We start from the raw sequence: 18,875 nt of genomic DNA, 5'->3' as shown, positions 1-18,875 counted from the left end.
CGGCACTGCCGTAGGTGTTGCGACGGGCTGCGGCAGGCGGCGACGAGTTGCGGTTCAGCGCCCGGTGGCCTTGCGCCAGGCGGCGAAGTCGTCCTTCGTCTTCGGGTCGGTCGCAGGGTACAGGCCCAGGATGCTGCGGCCCTTGCGGACCTCCCCGGCCACGAAGTCCTCGAAAGCGGTCATCTCGTGGGCCTCGTCGGCCAGCTCGTCGGCCAGGTGTGCCGGCAGCACGACGACGCCTTCGCGGTCGCCGACCACGACGTCGCCGGGCCACACGGCCACATCGCCGCAACCGATCGGAACGTTGATGTCCAGCGCCTGGTGCAGCGTGAGGTTGGTGGGCGCACTCGGGCGGTGGTGGTACACCGGAAACGTCATCTCGGCGATCTCGGGCGAATCGCGAAAGCCGCCGTCGGTGACCGCGCCCGCGCAGCCTCGCACCATCAGCCGCGTGATGAGGATCGAGCCCGCCGACGCGGCGCGCGCGTCCTTGCGGCTGTCGAACACCATCACGGCCCCGGGCGGGCACTCTTCCACCGCCTTGCGCTGCGGATGCGCCCGGTCCTGGAACACAGTGATCGGGTTCAGGTCCTCGCGCGCCGGGATGTAGCGCAGCGTGAAGGCCTCGCCCACCATGTTGGGCAGGTTGGGGTTGAGCGGGCGCACGTCCTGGATGAACTGGTTGCGCAGGCCGCGCTTGAAGAGCGCCGTGCACAGCGTCGCCGTGCTCACGCCCATCAGCTTCTGCTTCGTTTCCGGGTTCAGCATGTCAGTCAGCGGTGAGGTTGTTCTCGGTGATGATCCGCGCGTACTTCTTGCGGTCGGCGGCAATGAGGTTGGCGAAGTCCGCGGGCGTGCCGCCCTTCGCGACGGCGCCTTGCGCCATCAGCTGGTCCTTCACGTCGGGCATCGCCAGCACCACCTGCAGGTCCTTCGAGATCTTGTCGATGATCGGCTGCGGCGTGCCGGCCGGCGCCAGCAGGCCGAGCCACGAGCCCGACTCGGCGCCGCTCACACCCGCTTCTTCCAGCGTGGGCACGTCGGGCAGCGCCGGCACGCGCTGCTTGCTGGTGATCGCCAGCGCCTTCAGCTTGCCGGCCTTGATGTGCCCCGACAGCTCCAGCACCGAGGCGAACATCATGTGCACGTTGCCGGACATGAGGTCCGTCATCGCCGCGCCACCGCCCTTGTACGGCACGTGCAGTATCTTCGTGCCGGTCGCGATCTTGAAGGTTTCGGCGGAGAGATGCGGCGAGCCGCCGGCGCCGGAGCTGGCGTAGGTCAGCTTGTCGGGTGCGGCTTTGGCGGTGGCGACAAGTTCCTTGATCGTATTCGCGGGTAGGGAGGGCGTGGCCGCCAGCACGAACGGCAGTTCGGCGAACAGGCCGATGGGCGTGAACGACGTGTCCGGGTTGTAGCTGAGCTTCTTGTACAGCGTCGGGTTGATCGACTGCGTGCCGACGTTGCCGGTCATCAGCGTGTAGCCGTCCGGCTTCGCGCGCGAGACGATCTCGAGGCCGACGTTGCCGCCCGCCCCGCCCTTGTTGTCGACGACGACCGACTGCCCCCACATCTGGGTGAGCTTCTGCGCAACGATGCGCGTGCCGATGTCGGTGCCGCCGCCGGGCGCGAAGGGCACGACGATGGTGACCGGCTTGGCGGGCCAGGCCGGTGTCTGCGCGAAAGCAGTGCCGGCGGCGAGCCCGGCGACGGCAAGCGCCGCGGCGCGGCGAGTGAACTTCATGTGGAACTCCTCAGAATATCGCGGGTTCGTCCGTCGGACCGCCGTAGGAGGTCTCGAGGTAATCGAAGTCGCAGCCCTTGTCGGCCTGCATGATGTGGCGGCTGAACATGACACCGTAGCCGCGCTCGAAGCGCTTGGGCGGCTGCTTCCAGGCCGCACGGCGGCGCGCGAGCTCCTCGTCGCTCACGTGCAGGTGGATCGAGCGCGCGGGCACGTCGACCGTGATCGTGTCGCCCGTTTGCACGAGCGCGAGGTTGCCGCCGATGTACGCCTCCGGCGAGACGTGCAGCACGCACGCGCCGTAGCTCGTGCCGCTCATGCGCGCATCGCTGATGCGCATCATGTCGCGCACGCCCTGCTTCACCAGCTTGGTCGGGATCGGCACCATGCCCCATTCCGGCATGCCGGGGCCGCCTTGCGGGCCGGCATTGCGCAGGATGAGGACATGGTCCTTAGTCACGTCCAGGTCCGGGTCGTCCGTCGCCTTTTTCAGCGCCGGGTAGTCGTCGAACACCAGCGCCGGCCCGGTGTGCTTGAGCAGCTCCGGGCTGCACGCACTGGGCTTGATCACGCAGCCGTCCGGCGCGAGGTTGCCCTTCAGCACCGCCAGTGCGCCTTCGTTGTAGATCGGGTTCGACAGCGGCCGGATGACGTCGTCGTTGTAGACCGCGGCGCCCTCGAGGTTCTCGCCGATGGTGCGGCCGTTCACGGTCATCGCATCGAGGTGCAAGAGGCCGCCGTCACGCAGCCGCGACATCAGCCCGCGCATGCCGCCCGCGTAGTAGAAGTCCTCCATCAGGTACTTGTCGCCGCTCGGCCGCACGTTCGCGATCACCGGTACCTTGCGCGAGAAGCGGTCGAAGTCGTCGAGCGTGATCTCGCATTCCGGGCCCGCGCGGCGCGACATCGCCACGAGATGGATGATCGCGTTGGTCGAGCAACCCTCGGCCATCGCCACCGTGATCGCGTTCTCGAAATGCTTGCGGGTGAACAGCTTCGCGGGCGTGAGGTCTTCCCACACCATGTCGACGATGCGGCGGCCGCACTGCGTGGCCATGCGCTGGTGGTTGGCATCGACCGCGGGGATGCTCGACGCGCCCGGCAGCGTGGTGCCCAGCGCTTCGGCGATGCCCATCATCGTGGCCGCGGTGCCCATCACCATGCAGGTGCCGGCGCTGCGCGCGATGCCGCCTTCGATCTCTTCCCACTCCGCCTGCGAGATGTTGCCGGCGCGGCGCTCGTCCCAGTACTTCCAGGAGTCGGAGCCCGAGCCGAGCACGTTGCCCTTCCAGTTGCCGCGCAGCATCGGCCCCGCCGGCAGGTAGATGCACGGGATGCCCATGCTGATCGCACCCATCAGCAACCCGGGCGTCGTCTTGTCGCAGCCGCCCATGAGCACCGCGCCGTCGACCGGGTGGCTGCGCAGCAGCTCCTCGGTCTCGATCGCGAGCAGGTTGCGGTAGAGCATGGTCGTCGGCTTGACGAAGGGCTCCGACAGCGAGATCGCCGGCAGCTCGATCGGGAAACCGCCGGCCTGCAGCACGCCGCGCTTGACCTCCTCCACCCGCTGCTTGAAGTGCGAGTGGCACTGGTTGATGTCGCTCCACGTGTTGACGATGGCGACGACCGGCTTGCCCTGCCAGTCGGCATGGTCGTAGCCCATCTGGAGCGCGCGCGAGCGGTGCCCGAACGAGCGCAGGTCGTCCGGCGCGAACCAGCGCGCGGACCGAAGTTCTTCGTAGGGTTTCTTCATTCTTCCTTGATCCCAGCAGCCTTGATGACTTTGACCCAGCGGTCCCGCTCGGCCTCGACGAATTTCGTGTAGTGCGCCTGGCCCTGCGGCGGCACGATGAAGCCCTGCGAGTCGAAGCGCTGCTTCACCTGCGGCGAGGTCATCACGGCCGTCACGGCCGCTTCGATCTTCGCGACGACAGGCGCGGGCGTGCCCTTGGCCACCGACAGGCCCGACCACGACAGCGCCTCGAACCCCTTGAAGCCGGACTCGTTGAACGTCGGCACGTCGGGGTACAGCGGGTTGCGCTCCATGCTCGTCACCGCCAGCGCGCGCAGCTTGCCGGCCTTGACGTGCTGCAGCGCGACGTCCTGGTTGATGAACATCAGCGGGATGGTGCCACCGAGCATGTCCGTCATCATCGGGCCGCCGCCGCGGTACGGGATTCCGACCATGAAGAGCTTCGCGGTCTGCTTGAACAGCTCCATGGCCATGTGGCCGGAAGCGGCGGGCGTGTAGCCGTAGCTCAGCTTGCCGGGATTGGCCTTCGCGAAGCCCACCAGTTCCTGCAGCGACTTGAAGGGGGTGGAGGGGTGCACCACCAGCACGTTCGGGCCGCTGTGCACCTGCGTGATGTGGATGAAGTCCTTCACCGAATCGTACGGCACCTTCGAGTTGATGCCGTGCGCCACCGCGTTCTGCCCCACGCCCGTCTGGATGAGCGTGTAGCCATCGGCCGGCAGCTTGAGCGCGCGGTCCATGCCGATCACGCCGCCGGCCCCGCCGATGTTCTCCACGACCACGGGCTGCCTGAACTGCTTGCCGAGCTCGTCGGAGAGCATGCGCGCCATCACGTCGCTCGTGCCTCCGGGCGGGAATGCAACGATCAGCTTCACAGGCTTGCTGGGGTAATCCGTCTGGGCGAATGCGGCCGCGGCGAACAGCGCGAACGCGGCGAGGAGGGTACGTCTCATCCCGGTCTCCTTTTTTTTGGCCTGCCAGTATCCTATGTAGGAAGCCGCCCCGGTTACGTGTCGGTGGCAGGACACGTGCGACTTTGTCACGCCCTGCCCCAGCGCCAAGCGCTCACACTCGATGCAAACGGCAACAGGGAGCTGGTCATGGAGAAGGTCTGGGGCCCGGTCGACGGGTTCTACATCACGGCCTACGCGATACCCGTGGCGGACGGCGAGCGCTTCTGCAGCTACGCGAAAGTTTGCGTGGAGCGCCCCGACAGCTACTGGGACGCGAACCCGTTGTTCAAGCTCTTCGCGGGCGAAGACCACGACACCGAGGTCGCCGCCCTCGCCTATGCGCGGCTCGCGGCCGAAGCGCAGATCGAACGCATCCCGAGCCGCGAGCGCGCCCTGCTCGGCTTCGCGATGTTCAACGAGTCGCACGAGGTGGTGTTCCCGCTCGCGCGGCAGATCGCCCGGCGCGCCGCTACGGTCTAGGTGTAGCGTGGGGCCCACAAACCGCGGGCCCGGGAGGCACGGTTCGGGCAGCCCAGCTATAGAATTTGTAGCGATGGCCGAGCAGCTAGCCACCTACTACGACGTCCTGAGGGTCGACCGCACCGCGTCGCCCGACGGCATTCGTCGTGCCTACCGCAAGCTCGCGCAGCAGTACCACCCCGACAAGATGCCCGGCAACGCCAATGCGGGCCGGGCCATGGCGGCCGTCAACAAGGCCTATGAAGTGCTGTCGGATGCGCAGCAGCGCGCCGAGCACGACCGGTGGATTCGCCAGTCGCAAAGCCGGCCGGCGCCGCTGGAGCCGGTGAAGCAGCAGACGAAGTGGCAGCGCAGCTGGCCCTGGTACCTGCTGTTCGCGACGATTTCGTTCACGCTGTGTGCGTGGCTGGCGACGACCGTGGGGTCGGCCAAGGCGGCCGTCCCAGCCAGGATCACCACCGTCCAAGCCTCGCGCTGAAGCTATTCCGCGCCTGCCGCGGCGTGCGCCAGCCGCGCCTCTTCCCTCAGCTCCTGCGTCGACCGCTTCTCCCGCAAACGCTTGTCCACCAGCACGCGGAAGAACCACGGCACGAAGAAGATCGCCAGGAAGGTTGCGGCCAGCATGCCACCCATCACGCCCGTGCCCACGGACACACGCGCGCCGGCACCTGCACCTGACGAAAAGGCCAGCGGGGCCACGCCTAGGATGAAGGCCAGCGAAGTCATCACGATCGGCCGGAACCTGAGGCGCGCGGCCTCCAGCGCCGCCGCCGACGCGCTCATGCCCTCGGCCACCTTGAGCGAGGCGTATTCGACGATCAGGATCGCGTTCTTCGCGGCCAGGCCGAGCAGCGTCACCAGCCCGATCTGGAAATACACGTCGTTCGTCATGCCGCGCAGCCACACGGCCGCCAGCGCGCCGAAGGTGCCGAACGGCAGCGCGAGCAGCACCGACAGCGGCAACGACCACTTCTCGTATTGCGCCGACAGGATCAGGAACACCATCAATGCCCCCAACCCGAGCGCCACGATGGACGCGCCGCCCGAGCGCTTCTCCTGGAACGAGGCGCCGCCCCAGTCGTATGTGAAGTCCGGCGGCAGCACCTCGGCCAGGATGCGCTCGGCCTCGGCGATCGCCTGCCCCGAACTCACACCGGGCGCGGCCTGCCCGAACAGCTTGACGGCCGGCAGGTTGTTGAAGCGGTCCAGGCTCTCCGGCCCCGACGAGTACCGCACCGTCGCCAGCGACGACACCGGCACCATCTCACCCTTGTCCGAACGCACCCACATGCGGCCCACGTCGTCCGGTTGCTTGCGGTAAGCCGGGTCGGCCGACATCAGCACCTGCCACGTGCGGCCGTACTTGTTGAAGTCGTTCACGTAGTAGGAGCCCAGCGTGGCCGCGAGCGTGTCGAACACCGTGTCCACGGGCACGCCCAGCGCCTTGGCGCGCGAGCGGTCCACGTCCACATACAGCTGCGGGGTGGCGGCGCGCCACAGCGACTGCACGCCCGCGAGCTGCTTGGATTGCATCACCGCGCCCTGGAACTTCTGCATCACCTCGGCCAGCTTCGCCGGCCCGCCGTCGCCGCGGTTCTGGATGTACAGCTCGAAGCCGCCCGCCATGCCCAGCCCGAAGATCGGCGGCGGCGCGAAGGCCAGCACCAGCGCCTCCTTGATGTGGCCCGTCTTGCCGAACAGCTCGCCCACGAGTGCCTGCACGGGCACCTTGCGCTCGTCCCAGTGCTTCTGCGTGACGAAGATGGTGGCCGCGTTGTTGCGGAAACCGCCGCCGAGGAAGTCGAAGCCGGCAAAAGCAACCGCGTCGAGGTTGTTCGGGTTGGACTTGATGACCTCCAGCACCTGGTTGACCACCTTGTCCGTGCGCTGCAGCGACGCGCCGTCGGGCAGGATCACGGCCGCAATGTAGAAGCCCTGGTCCTCGTCCGGAACGAGCGAGCCCGGCGTCGCGCGCCACAGGCCGATGGTGACGAGCACCATCCCTACGAACAGCGCCAGCGAGATGCCGCCGCGGCGGATCAGGAACCCGACGCCGGTGGTGTAGCGCCCGCGCACGTTGTCGAAGCCGCGGTTGAAGAACTCGAAGAGGTGGCCGTCGCCCTTGTGCTCCTTCTTGAGGATCAGCACGCACAGCGCCGGCGTGAGCGTGAGCGCGACGACGCCGGAGATGATCACCGCAATGGAGATCGTGATCGCGAACTGGCGATAGAGCTCGCCCGTCAACCCGCCGAGGAAGGCGATCGGCACGAACACCGCGCACAGCACCAGCACGATGGCGATGATGGGGCTGGTCACCTCCTGCATCGCCTGCACCGCCGCTTCGCGCGCGGGTAGATGCTCCTCGTGCATGATCCGCTCGACGTTCTCCAGCACCACGATGGCATCGTCCACCACGATGCCGATGGCCAGCACCATGCCGAACAGCGTGAGCGTGTTGATCGAGTACCCGAGCAGGAAGAGGCCCGCGAAGGTCCCGATCAGCGACACCGGCACGGCCAGCGTCGGGATCAGCGTGGCCCTCCAGTTCTGCAGGAACACGAACACGACCAGGAACACGAGCACCATCGCCTCGGCCAGCGTGATCAGCACCTCGCGGATCGACACCTCCACGAAGCGCGTCGTGTCGTAGGGGATCGAATACGTCAGCCCCGCCGGGAAGCGCTTTTCGATGCCCTGCATCGTCTTCTTGACGTCGCCCGCCACCTCCAGCGCGTTCGCGCCCGGCTGCAGGAAGATGCCCACCAGCGTGGCCGGCTTGCCGTTGATGCGGCCGATGAAGTCGTAGTCCTTGCCGCCCAGCTCCACGCGCGCGACGTCGCGCAGGCGCACGGCGGAGCCGTCCGGGTTGGAGCGGACGATGATCTCCTCGAACTGCGCCGCTTCCGACAGGCGCCCCTGCGTCGTGATGGTATAGACCAGCTCCTGGGGCCCACCCGTGGGCGACTGGCCCACCTTGCCGGCCGCGAACTGCGCGTTCTGCTCGTTGATTGCGCGCGCGACGTCGGCGGTGGTCAGGCGCATCTGCGCCAGCTTGTCCGGCTTGAGCCAGACGCGCATGGCGTAGTCCTTCGCGCCGAAGATCTGCACGTTGGTGGTGCCGGGCACGCGCTTCAGGTTGTCCAGCACGTTCAGCGTGACGTAGTTGGACGTGTAGATGTCGTCGTAGCGGCCGTCGGGCGAGAAGAAGGCCAGCACCTGCAGGAAGGACGAGGAGCCCTTCTCCACCGTCACGCCCTGCCTCCGCACCTCCTGCGGCAGCCGCGCTTCGGCCTGCTTCACGCGGTTGTTCACTTCGAGCGCGGCGCGGTTGATGTCGGTGCCGATCTCGAACGTCACCTGGATCTGCACCACGCCATTGCCGGCCGACGTGGAGGCCATGTACAGCATGCGCTCGACGCCGTTGATGGCGTTCTCGATCGGCGCGGCCACCGTCTGCTCCAGCACCTGCGCGCTCGCACCGGGGTAGATGGCCTGCACCTGCACCACCGGCGGCGCGATTTCGGGGTACTGCGCGATCGGCAGCGTGCGCATCGCGGCCAGGCCGGCGAGCACGATGAACATGGAGAGCACCGCCGCGAAGATCGGGCGGTCGATGAAGAAGCGGGAGAACATCGCCGCTCCTTATTGCTTGACGGGTGCCGAAGCCGCGGCTTTCGCGGTGGTCACCGGCGCGCCGGGGCCGATCTTCATCAGGCCGTCGACAATCACGCGCTCGCCGCCATTGAGGCCCTTGCGGATGAGCCAGCCCTTGCCGCCGGGCCCGTCCACCCATTCGCCCGCTTCCACCGGGCGCGGCGTGGCGACCTCGGCGCCCTTCATCTCGGGCTTGTCGCTCGGCGCGACCACGTAGACGAACTTGCCCTGCGGGCCTTCCATCACTGCGCGCTGCGGCACCTGGATGACCGCGGGCCGTGTCGCGCCGGTGAGGCGCACGCGCACGAACTGGCCGGGCTTCAGGCGCCCGTCCTTGTTCGGCAGCTCGGCCTGCGACTTGATCGTGCCGGTTGCCGCATCCACCAGCGGCTCGGAAAAGCGCATGTGCCCGCCGCTTGCCAGTTGCGTGCCGTCGGCGGCCATCACTTCCACGCCGAAGCCGTTGGGCGGCAGCACCAGCTTGCGGCCTTGCAGGTCGGCTTGCAGGCGCGCGTGCTCCGCGTCGGGAATACCGAACACAGCCTTCACCGTGTTGGTCTGCACGATGGTCGTGAGCAGCACGTCGGGGCCCGAGACCAGGCTGCCCTCCGACTTTGCCGCACCGCCCGCGATGCCGCCCACCGGCGCCAGCACCTGCGTGTAGCCGAGATTGAGCTTGGCTTCCTGCACGCGCGCGGCGGACGCCTTGCTCTCGGCTATCGCGACGTCATGCCCCGCGACCGCATCGTCGTAATCGCGCTTGCTCACCATCCCGCTTTCGGCGAGCGGCTTCAAGCGATCGAGCAGCCGCTTCGCGTTCGCCAGCTTGGCCTGCGAGGACGCATGGTCCGCCTCGGCGCGCGCCAGCGCCGTCTGGAACGGCACGGGGTCGAGGGTGAAGAGCGACTGGCCCGCCTTCACCGGCCCACCTTCCGTGTAATTGCGCTTGAGGATGATGCCCGTGACGCGCGCCCGCACCTCCACTTCGCGCGAGCCCTGCGTCTGGCCCGTGTACTCGAACGTGACGGGGAGGTCCTGCGCCTGCACCGTCACCGTGTCCACCGGCGACGGCCCGCCGAACATGCCATGGCCGCCTCCTGCGCTCTTGCTTTCTCCGCAGCCGGCGAGCACCAAAGTGGCCGCAACGGCGATTCCCCAGATCTTGTTGTCCATTTGTACCCTCTGCACCCTCGTGGGATGACGCGCGATCTTAGTCGCGCGGGAATACCCACGTGCTACAGGATGGACAACCGCTGTCAGGAGGATGGCTTCAGGAATTGCATCATGCTCACGCGGTTCTTCTCGGTGTCGCGGAACGACACGTACTCCCCCACACCCGGGATCGTCATGGGCTCACCGAGCAGTTCGCCGCCGGCGCCCTTCACCTTCTTCATCGCCGCCTGGATGTCCTGCACCGCGATGACGACCGAGGGCACCTGGTCCGGCCAGTCCTTCTGCCGCTGGAAGAAGCCGCCGCTGATGGCGCCGTTGGCCGCATCGGGCCGCGAAGGGCCGCCCGGCTTGGCGGTGGTGGCCAGGACGTAGTGGCCCATCTCCTCGCCGAGCTGCTGCATCTCCCAGCCGAACGCCTGCGTGTAGAAGCGCTTGATGCGCTCGCGGTCGTCGTAGGGGAATTCGAAGTGAACGACGGGGTCCATGCGTTTCTCCTTGGGGTTCATGCGGCAGCTGAATCTGCATGCCGCGCGCGCCGCTGTCAATTGCCCGGCCTCGGACGAGCTGCCGCGACTTCCGTATAGCTGACAGCAGCGGGCCCGGGGAGAACCATGCGGCACCCGCCCCGACCTGCTGCCCATGAACTTCGACCCGACCCAAGCCGCCCGCGCCGCCGCGCACGACGCCCTCGATGCGCTCGAACGCCTCGTGCAGTACCGCCTGCACAGCAACCCCTACGACGAAGCCATCGACCACATTCTGCAGGTGCTGCGCCCCGGGCTGCACCGCGTGGCGGCGGGTCTCGAGCACGGCGCCACCTGGTGGCAACGGCTGCACGAGCAGAACCCGGGCGGCCTGTTCAGCCCGCCGCGCCAGCTGCATGCCGTGGGCATCAGCCGCTGCAGCGACCACCGGCTGTTCGAGGTGGCGCTGGCCTACCCGGACCGCCGGCACCCGGAGGTGGACCGGCTGAAGGCGGCGCTGGCGGTGCTCGCCTCGACTTGACCGCATGTTATATTCCAGTAAAACACTGGAGTACGACATGCTGCACGCTTCCCTGCGCCGCTCCGGCGGCTCGTACATCATGACGATTCCCCTTTCTTACGTGGAGCAGAACCATCTCGACGCCGGGTCCCGGCTCGCCATCGAGATCGTCGGCGACGAGTTGAAAATCCGGCCGGATCGGCCGCGCAAGTCGCTGGAAGAACTGTTGAAGGCAACCCCGCGAGGCCCCCGGCGCGCGAAAGGCTGGGATGAACTCGGGCCCGCGGGGGCCGAGCTGTGACGCCGGAGCGAGGCGACATCCTTCACCTTGCTTTCGACCCGGCGAGCGGCCGGGAGATGAAAGGCAATCACTTCTGCCTCGTCGTCTCCCCTCGCGCGTTCAACGCCCGCTTCAAGCTCGCGATGGTCTGCCCGATTTCCGGCGGCGAGGCGGCCGCGGCCCGCAGCGGCGGCTTTCTCGTGTCCCTCATGGGGCTCGGGCTGCGCACGGATGGGCAGGTCCATGCCCACCAGATCAAGTCACTCGATTGGGCGGCTCGCCGCGCGAGCCTCGTCGAGCGCGCACCTGCAGTCATCGTGCAGGAAGTCCTCATGTGCCTGCAAAGCGTGCTGGCCGACTGAGCGTCACCGCCCCGGCAACCCCATCGCCCGCGAGATCACCTCCTTCATGATCTCGTTGGTGCCGCCGTAGATCCGCTGCACGCGCGCGTCGGCATAGGCGCGGGTCACGGGGTACTCCCACATGTAGCCGTAGCCACCGTGCAGCTGGACGCACTCGTCCATCACCTTGCACTGCAGGTCGCTGCACCAGTACTTCGCCATGCTCGCGGTCGCCGTGTCCAGCTTGTCCTGCACCACCAGCTCGAGGCACTTGTCGACGAACACGCGTGCCACCTGCACCTCGGTCTGCAGTTCGGCGAGCTTGTAGCGGGTGTTCTGGAAGGCGCCGACCGGCTGGCCGAAGACCTTGCGGTCCTTCACGTACTGCAGCGTCCAGTCGATGGCCGCCTGCGCCGCGGCAACCGCGCCCAGCGCGATCTGCATGCGCTCCCAGGGCAGCTGCTCCATCAGGCAGACGAAGCCGCCGTTCTCCGGGCCGAGCAGGTTTTCAGCGGGCACGCGCACGTTGTCGAAGAACAGCTCCGACGTGTCCTGCGCCTTCAGCCCGAGCTTCTTCAGGCGCTTGCCCTTCTCGAAGCCCTTCATGCCGCGCTCGACGAGCAGCAGGCTCGTGCCCTTGGCGCCCGCATCGGGTTTCGTCTTGGCGACGACGATCACGAGGTCCGCGTGCCAGCCGTTGGTGATGAAGGTCTTGCTGCCGTTGAGCAGATAGCTGCCGTCGGGCTGCACGAGAGCCGTCGTCTTCACGCCCTGCAGGTCGCTGCCGGCGGCGGGCTCGCTCATCGCGATGGCGCCGACCATCTCGCCGCTCGCGAGCAGGGGCAGGTACTTCTGCTTCTGCGCCTCGGTGCCGTAGTGCAGGATGTACGGCGCCACGATCTCGCTGTGCAGCCCGAAGCCGATACCGCTGAAGCCGCCGCGCGAAAGCTCCTCCATCTGCACCACCGAGTAGAGCTTGTCGACGCCGGAGCCGCCGTATGCCTCCGGCATCGTCATGCACAGGTAGCCGTTGGCGCCGGCCTTGCGCCACACCTCGCGGTCCACGTAGCCCTGCTCCTCCCACGCCTCGTGGTGCGGCGCGATCTCCTTGTCGCAGAACTTGCGGAAGGCGTCGCGGAAGGCCTCGTGGTCGGGGCTGAAGAGGGTGCGTTCGATCATGCCTTGGCTCCTTGCATCGCCGCCTTGACGATGCGCGCGTAATTGCCGATGAAGATGCCGTGCAGCGTCGCCTCGGCCACGCCGCGCCGGGAAAGGTTGTCCGCGACGTCGTGCAGGTCGACGTAGCTGTTCAGGATCGGCTGCGTGCCGACTCCCTCCATGTCGGTGCCGAAGGCCACGTGCGCAGGGCCGACGAGGTCGCACATGCGCATCATCTCGTCGGCAAACGTGGCCACGTTGCGCGGCCCGTACATCGGGTCGCCGCTGACGCGCAGCGCCCACAGCCCGATCGCGCCGCCCCGCGCCGCGATCTTGCGGGCCGACGCGAGCGGCAGCGACCGCGCAAGGTAGCCCGGCGTGTTCCACGGCATGCCGTCCTGCCGGTGGATCCACGAGTGCGACCACACCACCTGCACGTCGGCGGCGGCATCGAGCGCGCCGTCGATGAACGCCGGCGTGGCATGCGCAAGGTCCACGACGATGCCATGGCGCCGGCACTCGCGGACCACCTGCCGCCCCAGCTCGGTGATGCCGCCGTGCTGCGGCTGCGCCGTCTGGTAGTCGCCGAGCGGGCTCTGGATGTAATGCACCATCTGCATGTGCCGGATGCCCCAGGCATGCGCCTGCGCCACCCGCTCCGGCCGGCCTTCGAGGAAGTTCGCCGCTTCGGTCGCGAGCAGCACTCGCGGCTCGCCGGCGAGCGCCGCGTCGATGTCGGCCGGCGTGAGGGCCTTGGGGACCTGCCACTCGGCCAGCTTCGCCTCGTAGCCCGCGAGGCGCGCGCGGAAGTGGTCCCACAGCTCGCCCGGTTTCGGCTCGCGCACCTGCTTCCAGCCCAGCGGGCCGAGCCCGATCCAGCGGTTGTCGTCGGTGGCGGACCACGCGAGCAGCGTCGTGCCCGTCTCGCGCATGTGCTTCGCGAGGTCCAGCCCGAACAGGCGCGGCAGGAACATGCCGTAGTGCGAGTGCATGTCCGCGAGGTACGGCTTGCGCACGTCGGCCGGCTGCTGCGCGAAAGCGCCGCCGGCCGCGAATGCGGCGCTGAAGGCAAGGACCTGCCGGCGGGAGATCGGTGTCGCCATTTTTACAGAGCGTGTGCTTGGTGAAATCACTATACTGCACCGCAAAGGAGACCACCATGTCCGAAGCGTTCATCTACGACGCCATCCGCACGCCCCGCGGCAAGGGCAAGAAGGACGGCAGCCTGCACGAAGTCAAGCCCGTGAACCTGCTCGCCGGCGTGCTGGGCGAGCTGCAGCGGCGCAACGACTTCGACACCGGCGCCGTCGACGACGTCGTGATGGGCGTGGTGTCGCCCATCGGCGAGCAGGGCTCGGTGATCGCAAAAGTGGCCGCGCTCAAGGCGGGCTGGGACTGGCGCTGCGCCGGCGTGCAGCTCAATCGTTTCTGCGCCTCCGGCCTCGAAGCGGTGAACATGGCGGCGCAGAAGGTGCGCTCCGGCTGGGAGGACCTCGTGGTGGCCGGCGGCGTGGAGAGCATGAGCCGCGTGCCGATCGGCTCCGACGGCGGTGCGTGGGCGCAGGACCCGGAGACGAACGCCGCGACGGCCTTCGTCCCGCAGGGCATCGGCGCGGACCTCATCGCCACGCTGGAAGGTTTCGATCGCGACGACGTCGACGCCTACGCACTGGAGTCGCAGAAGCGCGCCGCCAAGGCGCGCGAAGGCGGCTTCTTCGCCGGCTCCGTGGTGCCGGTGAAGGACTTCCTCGACCAGGTGATCCTGGACCACGACGAATTCATCAAGCCGCACACCACGATGGAAGGCCTCGCGTCGCTCAAGCCCGCGTTCGAGCAGCTGGGTGCGATGGGCTTCGACCAGGTGGCGATCAGCCGCTACCCGCATGTCGAGCGCATCAACCATGTGCATCACGCCGGCAATTCGTCGGGCATCGTCGACGGCGCGGCGGCGATCCTGGTCGGCAGCGAAGCGGCCGGCAAGTCGCACGGCTTGAAGCCGCGGGCGCGCATCGTCGCGGCGGCGCTCTCGGGTGCCGACCCCACCATCATGCTCACCGGCCCGATGCCCGCGGCGCGCAAGGCCTTGGCGAAGGCCGGCATGACCATCGACCAGATCGACCTGTTCGAAGTGAACGAGGCGTTTGCCGCGGTGCCGATGCGCTTCATGAAGGAGATGGGCGTGCCGCACGAGAAGGTCAACGTCAACGGCGGCGCCATCGCGATGGGCCACCCGCTCGGCGCCACCGGCGCGATGATCCTCAACACGCTCGTCGACGAACTGCACCGCCGCAAGCTGCGCTACGGCATGGCCACGCTGTGCGTCGGTGGCGGCATGGGCATCGCAACGATCGTGGAGCGCGTGTGAAGACGATCAAGTACGAACTGAAAGACGGCATCGCCACGCTCCTCCTCGACGAGGAGGGCTCGCCCGTCAACACCATGTGCGACCAGTGGCAGGAGGACCTCACGGCCACCGTTCAGCAGGTGCTCAAGGACAAGGATGCGATCAAGGGGCTCGTGCTGGCATCGGCCAAGTCCCTCTTCTTTGCGGGCGCCGACCTGAAGGGCACGATGCGCCTGAAGCCCGAGGACGGCCCGCTCATGTTCCAGCGCCTCGAGCGGATGAAGAAGAACTTCCGCACGCTCGAGACGCTGGGCAAGCCCGTGGTCGCGTGCCTCAATGGCCATGCGCTCGGCGGCGGCTGGGAAGTGGCGCTCGTGGCGCACCACCGCATCGCGGTGGACGACCCCAAGATCCAGTTCGGCACGCCCGAGGTCAACCTGGGCCTGATCCCCGGCGCGACGGGCATCACGAAGATGGTGCGGCTGCTCGGGCTGATGGGTGCGCAGCCGTACATCATGGAAGCGAAGCTCTTCTCGCCGCGCGAAGGGCTGGAGCTGGGCGTCATCCACGAGCTGGTGCCCGACGCCGCTTCGCTGCGCCCCGCGGCGCTCGCATGGATCGAAGCGAACCCCACCGCGCAGCAGCCGTGGGACGCGAAGGACTACAAGATGCCCGGCGGCACCCCGTCCAACCCCAAGGTCGCCGGTGCGCTGAGCGTGGCGCCCGCGATGCTGCGCCAGAAGACGCGCGGCCTCTACCCTGCCCCCGAAGCCGCGCTGGCCGCGATGGTCGAAGGCGCGCAGGTCGACTACGACACGGCCACACGGATCGAAAGCCGCCACATCGCGAGGCTGATCGCCAGCCCGGTTGCGAAGAACATGATCAACACGTTCTTCTTCAACATGAACGCGATCAAGTCGGGCCAGTCGCGGCCGAAGGACGTGCCGCGCTTCAAGCCGCAGAAGGTGGGCATCCTCGGCGCCGGCATGATGGGCGGCGGCATTGCGTACGCGCAGGCGAGCCGCGGCGTGGCGACGGTGCTCAAGGACGTCTCGCTCGAAAAGGCCGAGGCCGGCAAGGCCTACAGCGTGAAGATCACGCAGCCGCGCGTCGACAAGGGCCGCATGGCCGAAGTCGAGCAGAAGGCGCTGCTCTCGCGCATCACGGCGACCGAATCCGTGAAGGACCTGCAGGGCTGCGACCTGATCATCGAAGCCGTGTTCGAGAACCGCGAGCTCAAGGCAAAGGTGACGAAGGAAGCCGAGCCCATGCTCGCGCCCGGCGGCTTCTTCGCAAGCAACACCTCCACGCTGCCGATCACCGGGCTCGCGCAGGCTTCGGCGAAGCCGGAGAAATTCGTCGGCATCCATTTCTTCAGCCCCGTCGACAAGATGAAGCTGGTGGAGATCATCCGCGGCAAGCAGACGGATGACGAGACCATCGCCCGCGCGTTCGACTACGTGCAGGCCATCGGCAAAATCCCCATCGTCGTCAACGACTCGCGCGGCTTCTTCACCAGCCGCGTCTTCGGCACCTTCGTCATGGAAGGCGCGGCGATGGTGGGTGAAGGCATCCCGGCCGCCGTGGTGGAGCAGGCAGGCATCCAGGCGGGTATGCCCGTAGGGCCACTCGCCGTGCTGGACGAAACCGCGTTGTCGCTGTCGGTGCACGTGCTGGACCAGACCCGTGCCGACTGGCGCGCGCAAGGCGACACCTACATCGCGTCGGCGGGCGAACTGCTCGTCGAGCGCATGGTCAAGGAGTTCGACCGCAACGGCCGCGCGGCCGGCGGCGGGTTCTACGACTACCCGCAAGGCGGCAAGAAGACGCTGTGGCCGAAGCTCGCGCAGCTGTTCGGCAAGGACGGCGTGCAGTGGGACATGCAGGACCTGAAGGACCGGTTGCTCTATCGCCAGTCGGTGGAGACAGCGCGCTGTCTCTCCGAGAACGTGCTCACCACGGTGCACGACGCGAACATCGGTTCGATCTTCGGCATCGGCTTCCCGGGCTGGACCGGGGGCGCGCTGCAGTTCATCTACGGGCAAGGCATCGACCGCTTCCTTCACCGCTGCGAGGTGCTGGCCTCGAAGTACGGGCCGGGGTTCGTCGTCGCGCCGCAGGTGAAGGACGCGATCCGGCGGCACGAGCCCAGGTACTGATTAGTTGACTTAGGCAAGTATCCGGCGGACACTCGCCGGATGGTGAACGTCGCCCAGGTGAAGGCGGTCCGCGCCTTCAACCGCTTCTACACGCGCCGCATCGGCGTGCTCGACCGCTACCTCGGCAGCGACTTCTCGCTCACCGAGGTGCGCATCCTCTACGAGCTTGCCCACCGCCCGCACCTCACGGCGACCGACCTCGTGCGCGAGCTGGGGCTCGATGCGGGGTATCTCAGCCGCATCCTGCGGCGCTTCACGCACGAAGGCTGGGTGGAGCGGGAGACCGCGGCGCACGACGGGCGCCAGTCGCTGCTGAAACTGACCGAGGCCGGCTACGCGGCCTTCGCGCCGCTGCAGCAGAAGTCGCGCGAGGAGGCGGCGGAGCTGCTCGCCTCCCTGCCCGCGAAAGAACGGCCGAAGCTGCTGTCGGCGATGGACACGCTGCACCAGTTGCTCGACCCCGCGACGAAGCGCGAGCGGCAGGTCACGCTGCGCGGCATCCAGCCCGGCGACATGGGCTGGGTGGTGATGCAGCACGGCGAGCTCTACGCGCGCGAATACGGCTTCACGAACGCCTTCGAGGCGCTGGTCGCCGACATCGCCGCGAAATTCATCCGCGACTTCGACCCCGAGTGGGAGCGCGGCTGGATTGCGGAGGTGGACGGTGAGCGCGCAGGCTCGGTGTTCTGCGTGCGCAAGTCCGCCACCGTGGCCAAGCTGCGCCTGCTGATCCTCGTGCCCGAAGCACGCGGGCTCGGCCTCGGCGGCAAGCTGGTCGACGAATGCATCGCATTCGCGCGCGGCAAGGGCTACCGCAAGCTCGTGCTGTGGACCAACGGGCACCTCCTGGCGGCGCGGGCCATCTACCAGTCGCGCGGGTTCGTGCTGAAGGAGACCGAGACGACGCCGACCGACTACTGCCCGCGCCATCCGCTCGTGAACGAGACCTGGGAGTTGAAGCTCTGAACCGCGCCCTCTGGGCCGCGGCGGCCGCGAGTGTCCTCGTCGGGGCGGCCATCGTCGCCACGCGCTTCGTCGTTGCGCAGGTGCCGCCGCTGACGCTCGCGCTGCTGCGCTACGCGATCGGCGTGCTCATGCTGCTGCCGTTCGCATGGACGGCGTGGCGTGCCGCGCCCGTGCGCCCGAGCGGCCGCGACCTGTTCGCGATGGCCGGCCTCGGCATCGGCCAGTTCGCCATCCTCATCGCCTTCATGAACTGGGGCCTGCTGCACATCGGCGCCGCGCAGGCCGCGCTGATCTTCAGCCTGTTCCCGCTGCTCACGCTGCTGATCGCGGCCGTGCTCGGGCGCGAAGTGGTGACGTCGCGGCTGGTGGTCGGCGTGCTCCTGTCGATCGCAGGGGTGGCGCTGTCGCTCTGGCCCAAGCTGCATGCGGCAGGCAGCGGCCACTGGTGGGGCGAGCTGGCAGTGCTCGCATCGGCGTTCGTCGGAGCGACCTGCAGCGTGCTGTACCGCCCTTACCTCCAGCGCTACCCGACGTTGCCGGTGTCGACGTACGCGATGTTCGCCTCGGTGGCCTTCCTGCTCTTCGCCGCCATCCCGGAGCAATGGCCGCAACGAGTGACCACGCTCGGCGCTGCCGCCTGGGCCGCGGTCGCCTTCATCGGCTTCGCCAGCGCCATCGGCTATTACTGGTGGCTCTACGCGCTCAAGCACGAGTCGCCCACGCGCGTGACCGTCTTCCTCGCCCTCAACCCGGTCACCGCGGCCCTCCTGGGCGCAGCCACGCTCGGCGAGCCGCTGCACCCGGCCACGTATGCCGCGTTGGCCCTCATCGCCATGGGATTGTGGCTGGCCACACGGCAACCGCGCGCCGCCCCGGGATAATCGGG

At 68.0% G+C, this 18,875-nt stretch carries 18 protein-coding genes; 9 read left to right on the top strand and 9 right to left on the bottom strand.

What is annotated here, in order from left to right; translation table 11 throughout:
• Positions 1-54: 54 nt before the first annotated feature.
• The 4 genes from H8R02_RS07355 to H8R02_RS07340 are packed head-to-tail and all read right to left on the bottom strand — an operon-like array spanning position 55 to position 4,450.
• Positions 55-765 carry a ribonuclease activity regulator RraA gene (locus H8R02_RS07355; protein WP_187081106.1) on the bottom strand — a complete coding sequence of 237 codons (711 nt, stop codon included), beginning with the start codon at positions 763-765 and terminating at the stop codon, positions 55-57.
• A 4-nt stretch (positions 766-769) separates the two neighbouring features.
• Positions 770-1,744: a Bug family tripartite tricarboxylate transporter substrate binding protein gene (locus H8R02_RS07350; RefSeq protein ID WP_187080737.1), complete on the bottom strand. Its 975-nt coding sequence runs from the start codon at positions 1,742-1,744 to the stop codon at positions 770-772.
• A gap of 10 nt (positions 1,745-1,754) precedes the next feature.
• Positions 1,755-3,497 (bottom strand): L-arabinonate dehydratase, encoded by a 1,743-nt coding sequence (gene araD / locus H8R02_RS07345; RefSeq protein WP_187080736.1) that lies wholly within the window; start codon positions 3,495-3,497, stop codon positions 1,755-1,757.
• Entirely contained in the window at positions 3,494-4,450 is a 957-nt protein-coding gene (locus tag H8R02_RS07340) for a Bug family tripartite tricarboxylate transporter substrate binding protein (protein WP_187080735.1), read from the bottom strand. The genes araD and H8R02_RS07340 overlap by 4 nt, the downstream gene beginning before the upstream one ends.
• A 147-nt stretch (positions 4,451-4,597) precedes the next feature.
• Between H8R02_RS07340 and H8R02_RS07335 the strand changes: the two genes are divergently transcribed.
• Together H8R02_RS07335 and H8R02_RS07330 are read left to right on the top strand one after the other, a co-directional pair.
• Positions 4,598-4,930 carry a hypothetical protein gene (locus H8R02_RS07335; protein WP_187080733.1) on the top strand — a complete coding sequence of 111 codons (333 nt, stop codon included), beginning with the start codon at positions 4,598-4,600 and terminating at the stop codon, positions 4,928-4,930.
• 73 nt (positions 4,931-5,003) lie between these two features.
• Complete coding sequence (locus H8R02_RS07330; protein WP_187080732.1) at positions 5,004-5,408, top strand: J domain-containing protein; 405 nt, start codon at positions 5,004-5,006, stop codon at positions 5,406-5,408.
• A 2-nt stretch (positions 5,409-5,410) separates the two neighbouring features.
• On the opposite strand, the gene H8R02_RS07325 is transcribed toward H8R02_RS07330, so the two are convergent.
• The 3 genes from H8R02_RS07325 to H8R02_RS07315 all read right to left on the bottom strand — a co-directional run bounded on the left by H8R02_RS07325 (position 5,411) and on the right by H8R02_RS07315 (position 10,242).
• Positions 5,411-8,563: an efflux RND transporter permease subunit gene (locus tag H8R02_RS07325; protein WP_187080730.1), complete on the bottom strand. Its 3,153-nt coding sequence runs from the start codon at positions 8,561-8,563 to the stop codon at positions 5,411-5,413.
• A 9-nt stretch (positions 8,564-8,572) separates the two neighbouring features.
• Complete coding sequence (locus H8R02_RS07320) at positions 8,573-9,757, bottom strand: efflux RND transporter periplasmic adaptor subunit (RefSeq protein WP_187080728.1); 1,185 nt, start codon at positions 9,755-9,757, stop codon at positions 8,573-8,575.
• Positions 9,758-9,840: 83 nt separating this feature from the next.
• Entirely contained in the window at positions 9,841-10,242 is a 402-nt protein-coding gene (locus H8R02_RS07315) for a VOC family protein (RefSeq protein ID WP_187080727.1), read from the bottom strand.
• Between the two features lie 154 nt (positions 10,243-10,396).
• Between H8R02_RS07315 and H8R02_RS07310 the strand changes: the two genes are divergently transcribed.
• The 3 genes from H8R02_RS07310 to H8R02_RS07300 are packed head-to-tail and all read left to right on the top strand — an operon-like array spanning position 10,397 to position 11,383.
• Positions 10,397-10,762, top strand: a complete 366-nt coding sequence (locus H8R02_RS07310) for a hypothetical protein (RefSeq protein WP_187080726.1) — start codon at positions 10,397-10,399, stop codon at positions 10,760-10,762.
• A gap of 37 nt (positions 10,763-10,799) precedes the next feature.
• Positions 10,800-11,042 (top strand): AbrB/MazE/SpoVT family DNA-binding domain-containing protein, encoded by a 243-nt coding sequence (locus H8R02_RS07305; RefSeq protein ID WP_187080725.1) that lies wholly within the window; start codon positions 10,800-10,802, stop codon positions 11,040-11,042.
• Positions 11,039-11,383, top strand: coding sequence for a type II toxin-antitoxin system PemK/MazF family toxin (locus H8R02_RS07300; protein ID WP_187080724.1), 345 nt, complete (start codon positions 11,039-11,041; stop codon positions 11,381-11,383). The genes H8R02_RS07305 and H8R02_RS07300 overlap by 4 nt, the downstream gene beginning before the upstream one ends.
• Before the next feature lie 3 nt (positions 11,384-11,386).
• Here H8R02_RS07300 and H8R02_RS07295 read toward each other — a convergent pair whose 3' ends face one another.
• Together H8R02_RS07295 and H8R02_RS07290 are read right to left on the bottom strand one after the other, a co-directional pair.
• A complete protein-coding gene (locus tag H8R02_RS07295; protein ID WP_187080723.1) occupies positions 11,387-12,541 on the bottom strand; it encodes an acyl-CoA dehydrogenase family protein in 1,155 nt (384 codons plus the stop codon).
• Entirely contained in the window at positions 12,538-13,623 is a 1,086-nt protein-coding gene (locus tag H8R02_RS07290) for a dipeptidase (RefSeq protein ID WP_187080722.1), read from the bottom strand. Before H8R02_RS07290 ends, H8R02_RS07295 begins: the two co-directional genes overlap by 4 nt.
• A 56-nt stretch (positions 13,624-13,679) precedes the next feature.
• Here H8R02_RS07290 and H8R02_RS07285 point away from each other — a divergent pair, with 56 nt between their 5' ends.
• From H8R02_RS07285 to H8R02_RS07270, 4 genes are read left to right on the top strand one after another with little or no spacing between them, the layout of a single operon-like run.
• Entirely contained in the window at positions 13,680-14,885 is a 1,206-nt protein-coding gene (locus H8R02_RS07285; RefSeq protein ID WP_187080721.1) for an acetyl-CoA C-acetyltransferase, read from the top strand.
• Entirely contained in the window at positions 14,882-17,023 is a 2,142-nt protein-coding gene (locus H8R02_RS07280; RefSeq protein WP_187080720.1) for a 3-hydroxyacyl-CoA dehydrogenase NAD-binding domain-containing protein, read from the top strand. The genes H8R02_RS07285 and H8R02_RS07280 overlap by 4 nt, the downstream gene beginning before the upstream one ends.
• A 39-nt stretch (positions 17,024-17,062) precedes the next feature.
• Positions 17,063-17,989: a bifunctional helix-turn-helix transcriptional regulator/GNAT family N-acetyltransferase gene (locus H8R02_RS30325; protein WP_187080718.1), complete on the top strand. Its 927-nt coding sequence runs from the start codon at positions 17,063-17,065 to the stop codon at positions 17,987-17,989.
• Positions 17,941-18,870 (top strand): DMT family transporter, encoded by a 930-nt coding sequence (locus H8R02_RS07270; protein WP_255429245.1) that lies wholly within the window; start codon positions 17,941-17,943, stop codon positions 18,868-18,870. Before H8R02_RS30325 ends, H8R02_RS07270 begins: the two co-directional genes overlap by 49 nt.
• Positions 18,871-18,875 lie beyond the last annotated feature (5 nt).

It is taken from the genome of Ramlibacter albus (genome assembly GCF_014297445.1).
In the GTDB taxonomy this organism is placed as follows: domain Bacteria; phylum Pseudomonadota; class Gammaproteobacteria; order Burkholderiales; family Burkholderiaceae_C; genus Ramlibacter; species Ramlibacter albus.
The sequence above is the reverse complement of the archived record's forward strand: the minus strand, read 5'-3'. Positions and strand labels throughout refer to the sequence as shown.